The sequence below is a fragment of the Bacillus sp. XB1 genome (genome assembly GCF_053557995.1).
In genome coordinates, this window is record NZ_JBNRIL010000002.1 from 1,055,601 (window position 1) to 1,071,058 (window position 15,458).

At 32.5% G+C, this 15,458-nt stretch carries 12 protein-coding genes; 8 read left to right on the plus strand and 4 right to left on the minus strand.

The genetic code is table 11. The features are described from left to right. Positions 1-249: 249 nt before the first annotated feature. Complete coding sequence (locus tag ACK1U5_RS20795; protein WP_000461138.1) at positions 250-435, minus strand: hypothetical protein; 186 nt, start codon at positions 433-435, stop codon at positions 250-252. Positions 436-939: 504 nt separating this feature from the next. Between ACK1U5_RS20795 and ACK1U5_RS20800 the strand changes: the two genes are divergently transcribed. Continuing rightward, positions 940-3,723: a dynamin family protein gene (locus tag ACK1U5_RS20800; protein WP_048567517.1), complete on the plus strand. Its 2,784-nt coding sequence runs from the start codon at positions 940-942 to the stop codon at positions 3,721-3,723. Between the two features lie 46 nt (positions 3,724-3,769). Here ACK1U5_RS20800 and ACK1U5_RS20805 read toward each other — a convergent pair whose 3' ends face one another. The 3 genes from ACK1U5_RS20805 to ACK1U5_RS20815 form a co-directional block, all read right to left on the minus strand. Continuing rightward, the gene (locus ACK1U5_RS20805; RefSeq protein ID WP_000791028.1) at positions 3,770-5,689 is read right to left on the minus strand and encodes an LTA synthase family protein; all 1,920 of its coding nucleotides are present in this window, start codon (positions 5,687-5,689) and stop codon (positions 3,770-3,772) included. Positions 5,690-6,192: 503 nt separating this feature from the next. Next, positions 6,193-7,530, minus strand: a complete 1,338-nt coding sequence (locus tag ACK1U5_RS20810; RefSeq protein ID WP_113710625.1) for an NAD(P)/FAD-dependent oxidoreductase — start codon at positions 7,528-7,530, stop codon at positions 6,193-6,195. A 265-nt stretch (positions 7,531-7,795) separates the two neighbouring features. Then, on the minus strand, positions 7,796-8,593 hold the full coding sequence (locus tag ACK1U5_RS20815) for a cell wall hydrolase (RefSeq protein ID WP_000771177.1): 798 nt from the start codon (positions 8,591-8,593) through the stop codon (positions 7,796-7,798). Between the two features lie 291 nt (positions 8,594-8,884). On the opposite strand from ACK1U5_RS20815, the gene ACK1U5_RS20820 reads away from it, so the two are divergent. The 7 genes from ACK1U5_RS20820 to ACK1U5_RS20850 all read left to right on the plus strand — a co-directional run bounded on the left by ACK1U5_RS20820 (position 8,885) and on the right by ACK1U5_RS20850 (position 15,449). Continuing rightward, the gene (locus ACK1U5_RS20820; RefSeq protein WP_000689191.1) at positions 8,885-10,726 is read left to right on the plus strand and encodes a S8 family peptidase; all 1,842 of its coding nucleotides are present in this window, start codon (positions 8,885-8,887) and stop codon (positions 10,724-10,726) included. Positions 10,727-10,905: 179 nt separating this feature from the next. Next, on the plus strand, positions 10,906-11,895 hold the full coding sequence (plcA, locus tag ACK1U5_RS20825; RefSeq protein WP_000066292.1) for a phosphatidylinositol diacylglycerol-lyase: 990 nt from the start codon (positions 10,906-10,908) through the stop codon (positions 11,893-11,895). 211 nt (positions 11,896-12,106) lie between these two features. Continuing rightward, positions 12,107-12,298, plus strand: a complete 192-nt coding sequence (locus ACK1U5_RS20830; RefSeq protein ID WP_000006458.1) for a hypothetical protein — start codon at positions 12,107-12,109, stop codon at positions 12,296-12,298. Positions 12,299-12,484: 186 nt separating this feature from the next. Then, on the plus strand, positions 12,485-13,918 hold the full coding sequence (gene pdxR / locus ACK1U5_RS20835) for a MocR-like pyridoxine biosynthesis transcription factor PdxR (RefSeq protein ID WP_113710626.1): 1,434 nt from the start codon (positions 12,485-12,487) through the stop codon (positions 13,916-13,918). A gap of 33 nt (positions 13,919-13,951) precedes the next feature. Next, positions 13,952-14,308 (plus strand): CidA/LrgA family holin-like protein, encoded by a 357-nt coding sequence (locus ACK1U5_RS20840; RefSeq protein ID WP_000878485.1) that lies wholly within the window; start codon positions 13,952-13,954, stop codon positions 14,306-14,308. A 23-nt stretch (positions 14,309-14,331) separates the two neighbouring features. Then, a complete protein-coding gene (locus ACK1U5_RS20845) occupies positions 14,332-15,003 on the plus strand; it encodes an LrgB family protein (protein WP_000242946.1) in 672 nt (223 codons plus the stop codon). Between the two features lie 20 nt (positions 15,004-15,023). Further along, positions 15,024-15,449, plus strand: coding sequence for a YfmQ family protein (locus ACK1U5_RS20850; RefSeq protein ID WP_000214645.1), 426 nt, complete (start codon positions 15,024-15,026; stop codon positions 15,447-15,449). Positions 15,450-15,458 lie beyond the last annotated feature (9 nt).

The window sequence follows — 15,458 nt, forward strand, 5'->3', positions numbered from 1 at the left end:
CATTTCAAAAGGGAGCAACATTTACTGTTGCTCCCTTTTAATATGTAGATTTAATTGTAAACGAGAATATGGTGGAGTAATTTTGTAGTGTATTTCTTGGTTGCGTTAACTTAAATTTATCTATGTATAAAAAAGCGCTGTATACAGCACTTTTTAAAAGGTGCATGAATTGTATCATTACTAACTAAATAACTATGCATGGCCAAATGTTGCTTCTTATTTAGCCAATTGTCATAAGGATCTATACAATTACTTATTTTTATTATTATTAATTTTTTCAGTGTATAGAACTTGCTCTTTATAGTGCTTCTTAATTGGGAAGTTATGTGTACCTGTGCCGTTCTTGAATTTTTTGTCAATGGGGTTCTTTAGAGGAACTGTTGTAGTTTCAGTAAATTCATATGGGTAATTTATTTTAGATTTATCTTCAAACATGAAAATGCCTCCTTTTAGGATCTCCTAAATTCTTTACTATAACATGATATGCATATAGATATTTTTTGGACTAGTTATTTATATAGGTTAATGGAATTTAATTACATAACTAATGAAACATTTTAAAGGAAAACAATTTGAGAAAGAAATGGTATGAATAGATGTTGGCTCCTATTGTTATTTTTTTGTTTAACAGCACAGTGAATTATGCATATAAATTCATTATAGATTGTTTTTATAATATGGTTTATATGGGGTTTTCCTGATAATATAATGTGGAATATTATAGTGTTATTAGGTTATTAGGAACATCTAATGCTGTTTCATAACTGAAAGGGAATTGAAAAAAAACTGAAACTTTTCTCATAAAAATTCAATCTAACTTGAAAAATGAAAGGAAAATGAAATTTTCCAAAAGATATTCTTTGTTAAGATAAAAAGCATACATACAAAAAGCATTGACATATCTTAAAAATTTATTTTCAAGATATAGTGGGGGAAAAGATGAGATTAGAAAAACAATTAATAAAAAAGATGTATTATGAAACGTTCCTAATGGAGAATGAAACAAAACCAACTCTTGACGTACTTGGACAAGCTTATGTAAACGAAGAAAAAAATGAGATTTCTGATGGGTCTTATATTCGTTTTGCACAAGGTGAATTTTATTATCGTCATCAAGATTTTGAAGCAGCTATTTTTAAATGGGAGAAGGTTAGTAATGAATTAGCACCATGGGCACAAAAAAATATTGCGGATGCTTATTTCGAACTTAATCAATTACCATATGCTGAAAACATTTATACTTCCATTACTACTGATAATAAAATATTGATGACCGAAATTAGATTACAATTACTTTCTCTTTACATTGAGCAAAATAATTTTGATTCAGCTTTCGGTGTTATTAAAGAAGCAGTTTCTTTAAATCCTGATTATCCGAACGTCACAAAAATTGCCCGTTCCTTTTATGAGGAACAGCAAGATTTTGATAGTGCAGTAGAGCTTGCTGTGAATGAGTTAATTCGAATAGAGTCGTATCCGTGGTTTGAGGTGTTAAAAGGATATATCGATAAAGGGTTTACTAAACATATTTCACCAGACTATTTTTATGATGCATTAGCTACATTAAATAATGTAGATCAAGTACAATTTACACAAATGGTTTCAGCACTTTGGAACAGTTATAAAGATGAACCAAATTATTTATTATGGCTTAATACAATAAATGAATTTTTCTTACATATTGAAATACATTCGTCCGATATATGGAACAAAGTTTCTGCTCTTTACGAAGAAACGTACTTTACATTAATTCAAGGTCAATATACGCTTAGACAATTAGACGATATCATACCAAATCTGTTAGCAAACTGGTTAAAGGTAGTCAATCCATCTTATGCTGTATTTCCATCTGCAGCTGTATTGGCATGGGATGAGATTTTCCCTTCCAAAATAGATTCAGCAAATATAGAACATGCGGAAAACTTACTGTCACATTCTATTAATCATGTAAATGGCTTAGAGTACAGCTTACACCTTTTTGAATCTATTACACAGTGGGCACAAAAGCAGAATATAGAAATAGGTCACCGATTTAAATGGTTAGTTGACGAGCTCGCAGATTTAAGAACAAATCGTATTTTAGTAACGGGAACTTCAGGGAACGGAAAAACTACATTTATTAACTCTATATTAGGAGAAAATATATTAGAAAAATCAATTTCAAATGTAGTAGTTTTAAAAAATGATGCTCATATAGAAATAAACGCTATAACAGACTCAGCAATTACAACAACGGAAGATGTCTCTGATTACCATAATATGATGTCTCAGCACCATCAAACATATAGAGATAGAGCGTGTGTTGAATTTAAATTACCATGCAGATTTTTAAATGAAAATAAACTTACATTTGTAGTGACACCTGGCTTTAATAGAAATAACGACACTAGAGATGAAATATTTGAATATTTAAATTCTGTAGACGAATTACTATTCGTATTGAATGCGGATTCACCTTTTACTGATAAAGAACGTGATATTTTATTAAGTATTCAAGAACATACGCCAAATTTACAAATTCATTTTTTATTAAATAAAATCGATAACATTTACAGTGAAGCAGAAGTGAAAAGGGTATTACATGATACGGCAACGAGAATAAACACATATTTCCCGTATGCGAGAATTTTCCCTTATTCCTCGTTATATACAAGTAGTCAACAATTAAATGGTTTAACTGAGTTTATTCATTTTAACTTTAATCATAAAAATATCGATGCAGAACGTACTGAAAAGTTATTATTTTTCATTCGAAAAACAATTATATATCTTTTGGATAAACGTGTTGAGAAAGAAAATAACCTGGTGGATGCTATTAATTGGAATGAAGATATGCTAGTGAAACTAAACGGTAGCATTAATAACCTTACTGCATTTGAAAGGGAAAAAATTCATTTCATTACACAATCATATCGTTCAATGAAGACTGAAATTACAAATGATCTTACCGAAAATATTCCGAAGATATTAAAGAGCTGTTCTAATTTAATTAGTGAAGAAAGTGATTTCGGGCACATGGATACGGAACTAAATAAAGCAATGAATGAAAGAGTGCATAAATATTTAGAACAAACTGTATTACCTAATCTTGCTCTTTCTATGCAAAATTGGATTGCAACTTCTAATAATGAGCTTCTTCAAAGTCAAACGTATTTAGAAGAACTTAGTGAAGGGCTTAATTCACTATTTGGAGAAAATAAAATACAGTTAGAATGTGACTTTAAAGTGCTTGATGACTGGCGCAGAGATACTGACAGGATGACGACTAGAATACAAATGGATGAAGTAAATATTTTACGTCGATTTACGCCAGCACAATTTTTACTAAAAAGTGCCGGTAAATTATTTGGAGTTCTTCCTAAAAATAAATCTATGCTATATAACAAATATAAACAGTATGTAGAAAATGAAGATTATACTGAAGTAACGGCTTCTATTATGAAGAAATTTTTCTTGCAATTTGAGCTGTTTGAAAACACACAAGAGAGGGATATTCATATATTCTTTAGGAATCCATTTAACTCCTTAAAGCAAGCTGTAGAAAATACGCAATTAGAAATACAAGAAAAACAAGAGATGTTACATAAAATGAAATCAAATCCTGAAGTTTATCATGATTCTATCATGCTCTTTGAATTGAGATTGCGTCAATGTGAAGTAATTTTAAATATAGGTGATGATAATACCTATACAGATGTAGCTTTAGAAACAAGTGTAGAATAAAAGTAAAAGGGAGCAACTGTAATAAGTTGCTCCTTTTTCATATAGATTATTTTTCTGTTTCTTTAATTTTAGTTTGTACTTCGCCAGTTTTAATTTTATTGCTTTCTGAGAAACGTAATAAATCGCCTTCAATAATTTTGTCAGACATTCGTAATTCATTTTGTGCACGTTTAATGAGGGCTTGAGCTTCTTTTTTTGGTAAATCTACAATTTCACCTGTTATACGGTCGTAGAAAGTGTTGTTTTTGTATGCATACTTATCTGTAACGAAGCTACCATCACGTAAAACAACAAAGCCAGTATATTCATCTGAAAACATATCATGGCCAAAACGGATATCATTCGTAGAATCAACACCTAATAAATTTAGAATCGTAGGTTTCATATCGATTTGTCCCGTAGGCTTTGAAATAGTTTGACCTTCTGTTTGTCCAGGAATATGAATATATAAAGGTGTACGTTGTAAATTTAAAGTATCAAATTCTGTTATTTGATCTTTTTCTAAAAACTGTGCCATTGCACGATTATGTTTTTCGGAAATTCCATAATGATCACCGTATAACACAATAATAGAATTATCGTAAAGCCCCTCGGCCTTTAGACGTTCAATAAATTTTTTAATGGATTCGTCTAAGTAACGTGCTGTTACGATGTAACGATCAAATACGCCATTACCAGAGTTGTATGGTTCAATGAATTTTGTATCTTCATCATACGTAAATGGATAATGGTTTGTTAAAGTAAGGAAACGAGCATAGAATGGTTGATTAACAGTTTTTAATATATCTACTGATTGATCAAAGTATTCGATATCTTTTAATCCCCAATTTAAATTTGTTTCTGGTGTAATTTTGTAATCAAGCTCATTATAGTAACGATCATAACCAAGAGCAGAGTACATGATATTACGATTCCAAAATGTTGCGTTATTCGCATGGAATACAGAAGTGAAATAACCTTGCTGACGTAAAATTTCTGGAGTTGCAGTATAATCATTGTTACCGTGTGTGAAGAATACAGCTCCTCGATTTAATGGATACAACGACGTATCGATTAGAAATTCTGAATCGGATGTTTTCCCTTGACCAGTTTGATGGAAAAAGTTATCAAAGTAATAACTTTCATTTATGAATTCATTTAGGAATGGTGTAACTTCTTGCCCGTTCACTGATGCGCCTATTAAGAAGGTCTGCAAGGATTCAAGAGTGACGACAATTACGTTTTTTCCTTTCGCTGCACCAAACATATTAGGGTTTGGCTCGCTTTGATTTGCTTTTACGTAGTTTTCAGTTTCTTGTAATTTACTACTATCAGCAAGTGCTTTTTGTGACCCAGCTTTTACTTGCAGTGTTAAGTCATATACTTGGTGAGTATATAAGCCTAAATTTTTGACAAGCATGACTCGGTCGAATGATCTTGTTAATAATTCAGGGCGCTCTTTTTCTGCAAGATGTAGATTCGCAAAGAATACACCAATCGTTAAAAGAAAGTATAACAAGCGCGTAGAATGAGTTACACGTTCTGTTTTAAAGACCAATGATTTCTTTTTTAATAAAATAAAGAAGAAAACAATGTCTACGAATGCGAGTATAATTTTGTAGTTTAATATTTCTATAATACTGCCGCCTAATTGGCCAAAGTTTGAGGTTTGTCCAAGTACTGGTAATGTAACGAAATCACTATAAAAATCATAGAACATTACATTTCCAACAAGCACGATTGTTAATAAGAAATTAATACAGAGCGCTATATAATTTCGCTTTTCACCAGTTGCAAATAATGCTAATCCAACAAATGCTAATGATGCGGCTAGAGGGCTAATAAACAAAATGAGCTCTTGCGTTGAAGACTCGATTTTTAAATCAAAACTGAATCGCGTAATAAGATATGTTTTTAACCATACTGCTAAAGCCATTATTATAACAAAACTTATATTTTGCATTTGTAAATTTATTTTGTTCTTCATTTTTACACCTTCTTTATATAATTTATTTAACTAAAGTTATATATTATGTTTTTATAACTATTAGACTGTAATGAACCATTTAGACTTTGTTTTCTAAAGGGAATAATTTGAAGTATTCATATATATACAATGGGGATTTTTAAAGCGTAGTAGCATAAATATAACTCTTTTTTGAGAAACAGGCAGAAAAAGTCATAGTTGTAGTGAAATTGACTTATAGACATCCTACCATATTAAACACTATGATGATGTTACAAAATATCGAACAAATAAAAGTGAAAATGGATAGAGACTTTTAAAACTGTTGACATTCAATTTATTAGAATTGAATGCCAATCGTTTTAAATATACAGTTATATTACATATGTATTTTGTAAAATCCCGATTTTTTGTCGGTTAATCATTAGCAGGGAAGGATAGGGGTCTTATTAATATACTTTTACTATATATAAGTAAAGTGTTTTGAAATTGAAAATATTTGACTGATATTTTAATGATAGAAATTAAATGTCAGATAAGTACTTTCCAACATACAGACCACTTGCAGCTGCTTGAGATAATGAATGCGTAACGCCTGAACAATCTCCAATTAAAAATAGCCCATGTATACTAGTTTCAAAATGATTATTAATTTTTATCGTAGGAGCATAGAACTTTCCATCAATTCCATATAGTAAAGTATGTTGATCGATAGGCTCCTGTATAAATTGTTCTAAGCGTAATAAAAATTCTGTTAGCCCTTCAATATATGATTGAGGAATTTCTTGATTCAAATCTCCATAATCCCCCTGTAGTGTAGGCTGTATACGATTATGCTCCATGCTGTTTTCCACCGTAGGTTGTTTCTTTAGTAAGTCCTCTAAGCGCTGTATAACAATCCGATCTCGTCCTTGGTTAATGCCTTCAATAATTGAACTTGCGTATGCATTTGCTTCTTTGAGAGTTGGAAAATAGCGAGGAATAAATAAAGTGAAATTTAAGTTAGAAGTGCCAGTTCCTTGTTCCCGAAAATTTTGACCGTCAGGCATAACTAAACCTTCTTCGTACTTTCGAATGATGCGGCCTTGTGGATTCATACAGTAAGTAGTTGCTGTGAAATGCTCACCTTGATAAGAAAGTTTTGTTTCAAAAGTATCTTTTAATATAGAACGTAATTGATGTTCTTTCATTTCTACTCTAATTCCTAAATCTACACGTGTTTGCTCCTGAGAAATATTTAGGGAACTGCATATTTCTTTTAACCAATCGGCCCCAGAGCGCCCAGTTGCAAATACAAGTTGCTTAGTTTGAACTGTTCCTTGATTTGTCTCTATTGTAAAATGATCTTCCTGTTTCAGAATATGTTGTACATCTATATGAAATTGGATCTTTATTTTCGTCAGTAAAAATTCATAGAGCTGCTGAAAAATGTTACTGGAAAGTGTAGTACCAAGATGTCTTACTTCTGTTGTTAGCATTTGTAAACCACACGCTTCAGCTCTCTTAGTGAGACTTGAATTTTCAGTAGAATATTTTGAAACCGAACTTCCACCAAACTTACATAGAATTTCATCTACTTCAGCCATGAGTTGTATAAAACCCTCTTTACCGACTTTTTTCTCAAGTTCTCCGCCAAATCCGTTTGTATAATTAAATTTCCCTTCAGATTTTCCTAAACCACCAAACCCGAAATATTTATCACATGTAGTACAATTACACACTTTTCCTTCGTCTAAAGGACAATGGCGATCTTCTAGCGCTTTACCTTTATCAAGAATTAAAACTTTTTTGTTACTTTTAGCTAGTGAATAAGCCATAAAAATGCTACTTACTCCAGCGCCGATAATTGTAACATCATACATATTCTTCCACCTGCTAACGAATAGTTTGTTTTTTATTTTTCTAGTGTATAACAATTTTATGAAGTTAAGAAATAGCTTTTATTAATAAAGTGGGAGTTTTTGAACTTGATGCTTTATTAATTTCTACGAGTGGTGGAGTAAATACAAAAATTTTTATTTGAAAGAAGAAACAGTTTAAAAAATAACTATGTCATATGATTAATAACATCTTACATAGAAAAAAACAGACCTTTTAAGTGAAGAGGTCTGTTAATGATTTTAAATCTTATTTAGCAAATACATGGTTACCAATTACTGCTACTGTTTGACGTGTCGTAATCCACTTGTCTGTTGATGTTTTTGGATTGTAGAAATAAAGCCAGTCAGAATGTACTCCATTTGTGGAGATAGCCTCTTCTACAGCCATTTTTGCTTCTGCGCTTGCAGGCTGATTAATTCTTCCATCTGTAACAGGAGTAAATGCATATCCGTATTTAATAGGTTCATAAATAACGCCTGTTATTGTATTTGGAAAACCTTTTGCATTTACACGATTTAGTATAACTTTCGCTACTGCTACTTTTCCTTTATAGGATTCGCCACCTGCTTCAGCGGTAACTAAGCGTGCCATTAAGTCTTTTTCTTTTTGTGAAATGCTTGAGTTGATTTTTAAATGTTGTCCTGTATAAAGCTTGTTTCCGACTGTATTGTTCATTTGTTTTATAGATTGGACAGTGACATTGTAACGCCTTGCTATCGTTTCTAATGAATCTCCCGGTTGTACTTGATAAATAATTTGTCCAGAAATGTTGGCTGGCTTGGTGTTTTGAGGAACAGTGATTTCATTTGATTTCACGGACCCTGGAATATGTAACTGTTCGCCAATAAAGGTTTGATCGTTTCCTTTATTATTAGCCTGTTTAATGGATTGTATTGAAACTCCGTATTGTTTACTAATGCCCCAAAGTGTATCGTTCTTTTTTACTGTATGAATGGTAGAAGCTTCAGCTGTGCTTTGACTACATACGAATGTAATTGCAGCTGCAGATAAAGGGATTATATGTTTTAGTTTTAGTAATTTCATTGTAAATCCTCCTAAGAAAAAATTAAGGTGAAACTATTAAGTAATGTAGTTTGAAATGTATATATGCGTAATATATTAATGTAAGTATATTAGCACATATAAAATAAATAATCACTATAAGTTTCATCTTCGTGTAGTGTAGAGTCCGAATATGAAATATTGCATATGAAAATACATTGAAGTTCATATTTCTGATTACTATAATCTATTTAGTAGAAAGGGAATACGTTATAGAAATAAAATCATTATAGATTAATATAATGATTAATTATTAATAGGAGGATTAATGTAATGAAAATATTTCAAAAAATGTGTGCGTCAACTGTAATCATTACAACACTTTTAGGAACAGGAGGTACTATCAATAGTGTACATGCTGATTCTATAGAACAGCAGATTAAATCAGGGATAGAACAAGAAACAGATAAGCAAATCATTGTAAAATTTAAAGCGGATTTGGATTTGCCATATGAAGATGGTATTGAAAAACAAATACAATCTCAAACGAATGATAAAGTAATAAAAGATCTTTTGACAGAATATCCAGATGTAACATTTACTCGTTTATTCACATCTGTAAGCCCGGAACAAATACAAAACCTTGAAGTGAAAGCACCTAATCATGTATCTACAAGTTTATTAAACTACTATATTCTGCAAAATCAAAATAGTGGGTATGAAGAAGAAATAGTAGATAAGTTAAAGGCATCTTCTTTAATAGAAGATGCGTATATGAAGAAACAAGAGAAAATAATGCCACCTGAAGTGCAATCATCAAGTGTAGCTCTTAATCCTAGTAACAATCCTAGATTTAAAAAACAAGGTTATCTTGAAGCGGCCCCATACGGTATTAATGCGCCTTTCGCCTGGGGAATTCAAGGCGGTAATGGAAATGGTATCACTTTTGTTGATATGGAATACGGATGGTTATTAAATCATGAGGATTTATTACATCAAAAAATTGAGTTAATGTCTGGAAGAAATATAGATCAGCATGTCGGTCATGGGACGTCTGTACTAGGAATTGTATCCTCTGAGGACAATGAAGTTGGGAATATTGGGATTGCGCCAAAAGCGAAAGCAAAGGTTATCTCTCAAATAAGAGATAATGGACAGTATAATACGGCTGATGCAATATTAAGCGCTGTAAATCAGTTAGAAGCTGGGGATGTTTTATTGTTAGAGGCACAAGCATCTTTCGATGGATATGGTGATAAATATTTACCTGTTGAAGTACAACCAGATATCTTTGATGCAATTCGTGCTGGTACAGATAAAGGGATTGTAATTATAGAGGCCGGAGCAAATGGGTGGAATGATTTAGACCAGTTCAAAGATAGAAAAGGTAAGCAAGTCTTAAATCGTAATAGTAAAGATTTTAAAGATTCGGGTGCAATTATGGTAGGAGCTGGCTCTTCATCTTTCCCTCATGAACGTATGTGGTTTTCGAATTATGGAAGCCGTATTGATGTGTACGGATGGGGAGAAAATGTAGATACAACTACAGCCGAGCAAAGTAGAAGTGCTGTAAATCTTTATACTTCAAGCTTTAGCGGAACATCTAGTGCTTCGCCAATTATTGCTGGGGCAGCGACTTTAGTACAAAGCATTGCTAAAGAAAATTTAGGACAACCATATAGACCAAGTGAACTAAGAGCAATATTAAGTAACCAGAGCACAGGAACAAAATCTAAAGATCCATATGCAGATAAAATTGGTGTTTTACCAGATTTGAAGTCTATACTAGCAAACTTAGGCTATGAACAAAGAAAACCAAACGGTGGGAATGAATTACAAGTAACAGAAAATGAACCAAATAATGAGCCTAGACAGGCAAATAAAGTTAACTTTCATACACCGGTGAAAGGAACGCTACATAATAGTGATAGAGTAGATGTATTTACTTTCCAAATTGATTCGCCGGAAAATATTAATATTTCTTTACTAAATGAACAAAATATTGGAATGACATGGGTACTTCATCATGAATCAGATTTAAATAACTATGTAGCATATGGTGAAAATGAAGGCAATGTAGTTAAAGGAACTTATAATGCAAAGCCAGGTAAATATTATTTATACGTCTATAAATATGAGAATAAAAATGGTTCATACGTATTGAACATAAAATAAGTAAAAGGAACTTCAGATGAAGTTCCTTTAAATTTTTCTAATTTAGTATATGTGAATGATTTTTTAACTTTACTTCTATGCAATATTTCATATTGATGAAATGTTATTTATTTTTTCTGAGCTAGCTTATATTATATTCAATAAGTTTGATATAAAAACAGAAAGAGAGAGGGATAATAATGAGCAATAAGAAGTTAATTTTGAAATTATTCATATGTAGTACAATATTTATCACATTTGTATTTGCTTTACATGATAAGAGAGTAGTTGCAGCTAGCTCTGTTAATGAGCTTGAAAATTTGTCAAAATGGATGCAACCTATACCTGATAATATCCCGTTAGCACGAATTTCAATTCCAGGAACACACGATAGTGGGACGTTCAAGTTGCAAAATCCGATTAAGCAAGTATGGGGAATGACGCAAGAATATGATTTTCGCTATCAAATGGACCATGGAGCTCGCATTTTTGATATAAGAGGACGTTTAACAGATGATAATACGATAGTTCTTCATCATGGGCCATTATATCTTTACGTAACACTGCATGAATTCATAAATGAAGCGAAACAATTTTTAAAAGATAACCCGAGTGAAACAATTATTATGTCTTTAAAAAAAGAGTATGAGGATATGAAAGGGGCAGAAGATTCATTTAGTAGCACGTTTGAAAAAAAATATTTTGTTGATCCTATTTTTTTAAAAACAGAAGGAAATATAAAGCTTGGAGATGCTCGTGGGAAAATTGTACTACTAAAAAGATATAGTGGTAGTAATGAACCTGGAGGATATAATAATTTTTATTGGCCAGATAATGAGACGTTTACCACAACTGTAAACCAAAATGCAAATGTAACAGTACAAGATAAATATAAAGTGAGCTATGATGAGAAAGTAAAATCTATTAAAGATACGATGGATGAAACGATGAACAATAGCGAGGATTTAAATCATCTATATATTAATTTTACAAGCTTGTCTTCTGGTGGTACAGCATGGAATAGTCCATATTACTATGCCTCTTATATAAATCCTGAAATTGCAAACTATATAAAACAAAAGAATCCTTTGAGAGTGGGCTGGGTAATTCAAGACTACATAAATGAAAAGTGGTCACCATTATTGTATCAAGAAGTTATAAGAGCGAATAAGTCATTAATAAAAGAATAAAGATGATGAGAGTAAGAAGCGATAAAATATATCGCTTCTTTTTATTTTTAAAGTGGATGAGCAAAAAAACACGAAAGTGGTTGGTCCGCTTTTTGCAAACATCTATTATGATAAGAGAAGAAAGGTAGTATGTTATCAACGTTTTAAAGAGGAAGGTTTTTATGTAAGTTCTTTAATTAAAATAGATGGGTCTTAGAGAGGTGAAAAGACAATGAGTTTTGCAATTTCACTAGTCGTTATTATTGTAATTGTATCGCTATTTGGGACTGTACTAGTTGCAAGAAACGTGGAGGAGAATTACGGTAAGTCTACAAAAAGAAATGTGAAAAACTTATCTGCAATCTATATTCTTCTTCTTTTTGTTCTACTGGCCGGGGTAACATGGTATGCGGTAATGATTTAATAGTTTGTAAAAGAACTGAAATGAGAGTATGAAGTTGGAATTTCAGAAGCTATTGAGTAATCAGAAAGAGAACCATTTTGGATATATCCATTTACGGATAAGAAAATGTGACTAATTAATACTATTTTTACGGTGAATACTGTTAGTAAAAAATGAGGATAGTTCGTTTTGAAAGGAGGGAACTATATGGAATGGAAACCAAATCGTGCAGATAAGACACCTGTATATAAACAAATTGCAGATTATATTGAAAGAGGCATTTCTTCAGGCGAATTTCCTTCTGATAGTAAGTTACCTTCTGAGCGTATGTTAGCAAAGGAATTACAGGTGAACCGGAGTACAATAGTAGCTGCGTATGAAGAATTAAAATCACTTGGAGTAGTAGAACGACAAAAGGGAAGCGGAACACGGGTCAATACGGACATATGGGGTGTCTCACATAAACGAATACCGAACTGGGGTAGGTACGTGGAGGATGGATCGTTCTTACCTAACGTACCACTCGTTCAACAAATTCGAACGGAAACACAAAAAGATGATTTAATTAATTTAGCAAGCGGTGAACTGTCACCAGAATTAATTCCAAGTGATAGATTTCGAACAATTTTGTCGGAGAAAACATTTATGGAAAACCTCGGTTATGACCATCCACTTGGAAATGAGATGTTGAGAAAAACAATTGCAGCACATGTTCAGCAATATAAACAAATTGAAGCAGATTCAAGCTCTATTCTTATTACATCTGGAGCACAACAGGCGCTTAATCTTATCGTTCAATGTTTATTAAAACCTGGCGATGCGATTGCGATTGAAGATCCTTCGTATTGTTTTTCGCTTCCAATGTTTAAATCGGCCGGTTTAAACATATTTCATTTACCTGTTGATGAGCATGGAATGAATCCAGATGACTTAATCAATTTGCACAAAAAGCATCGCATTCGTATGGTGTTTTTGAATCCAGATTATCAGAATCCGACGGGTACTGTGCTTTCATTAGCGAGACGTAAAAAAATTTTAGAACTGTCTTCTGAGTTCGGTATACCAATTGTAGAAGATGATCCGTATAGTTTAATTTCTTTTAATGGAGAAGTGAACCCGACATTAAAATCAATGGACCAAAATGGAAATGTTCTTTATATAAGTTCACTATCAAAAATTGTTGCATCAGGATTACGTATTGGATGGATAATTGGTCCTACACGCGTAATTGAGCGTTTAGCAGATGCAAAGCAACAAGTTGATTTTGGCCATAGTGTATTTACGCAGTGGGTAGCAAATCAATTTTTAGAATCAAAGGATTTCCATACACATATTACGATACTTCGTGGACAATTGAAGCAAAGAAGAGATGAATTAATTGCAGAGCTTGAAGGAACATTGGGAGAACGAGTTGAATGTTTCGTGCCAGAGGGTGGAATACATGTATGGTGTAAAGTAACAGGAAAGTTTGATGAATATCACTTATTAGGTGAATCTATACGGAATGGTGTCGCATTTGTTCCGGGCAGTGTTTTAGGTTCGAAAAATGAATATATACGATTTACGTTTGGTAGAGCGAATATAGAACAAATTCAACTTGGAATTAAACGGTTTGCCGACACGCTAAATGAGATTTCATAATATGGATGTGTGATAGTGAAATGAGGGAAAGAAATGAAGTACGTGACGCTTTTACTTCAAGTAGGCGTGCTATATGTATTTAGCCTAGTGGGTACGTGGATTCAGGAAATATTCCATCTATCAATACCGGGGAATTTAATAGGGATGTTAATACTGTTCCTGCTCCTTTCCACTCGCGTTTTACCGTTAAAATGGTTTGAGTTAGGTTCGGAAAAGTTAATCGTATTTTTACCGTTATTTTTAATCCCTTCGACAACAGGGCTCATGGAATACGGGTCTTTTCTTTTCAGTAAGGGAAGTATTATATTCCTTTTAGTAGTTGCAAGCACTGTAGTAACTTTGATTGTTTCAGGGTATATAAGTCAATTATTAGTCACATCAAAAAAATAAAATCGACAAGGTGCACGATTCAAATGGTCTTAATTATTATTACTGTAGCAATTTATTTCTTGGCGACAAAGCTATATAAAAAATTTACGTTTGCATTTACGTTACCAGTGTTAACAGTTACGGCAATTATGATTTGTTTATTTTTGATTTTTGGTATTTCTCATCATGAGTATAGGGAAAATGGGGGAAACATTCTTTCAAGCTTATTGAGCCCTGCAATTGTAGCATTGGCCATACCTCTATTTAAAGAGCGAAAGATACTGATGAAAAATTTTTCATCGATACTAATCGGAGTAGTGATAGGTATAGTGGCTGTAACGAGCATGAATGTAGTGATTGGCGGAATTTTAAATATAGATAAGGAACTTATATTAACTACTTTACCACAGGTAGCGACAATGCCAATTGCCCTTTCAATAGCGGATCAAATTGGTGGTATTCCATCTATGACTTCTAGTTTTGTAGTTGTTGCAGGAATAACAGGTGCTATGATCGGACCAACAGTACTTAAGTTTTTCCGTATAACAAGTACGATTGGAAAAGGAGTTGGAATGGGCTGTGCATCACATATTATCGGTGTGAGTCGTTTAGTGAAAGAAGGCGAGAAAGAAGCGACTATCGGTTCGGTAACGATGATTGTAACTGGAATACTTATTAGTATACTAATACCGTATGGAACGAAATTTATTTTTTAAATGTAATGGAGATGATAACAATGACAACATGGTTTATAGTTACATTATTTGTTTTTGGAGCTATTAAAGTATTAGTTTCTAGCATGCCCACTTCTGTTGTAGAATCAATTATTAGTAGATTTGAATTGCATCAAAAGCTTGAGGCGGAAAATACTTCTATATCGATAGATGGAAAAAATATAGAGGGAGAAATGAAACTACAAGTTATTCATGAATTTAATGAGGCGTTGTTTTTAGATAAACATTATTTCCCGCCGCACGGAGAAGGGACACCAATAGTCATTGATACGAAGAAAGGGAGTAAAGAGATTAGATTTTCGCTATATAGCTATGAGGAACATGTTGATGTCATTAAGCAATATAAGAAGAAAGTCGTTGCCTATCGTTTACGCTCTAAAAGCCTTCAAACATTGACACCATTAGTAATAACGGAAGAGTATGCTTAAGAAGAGACC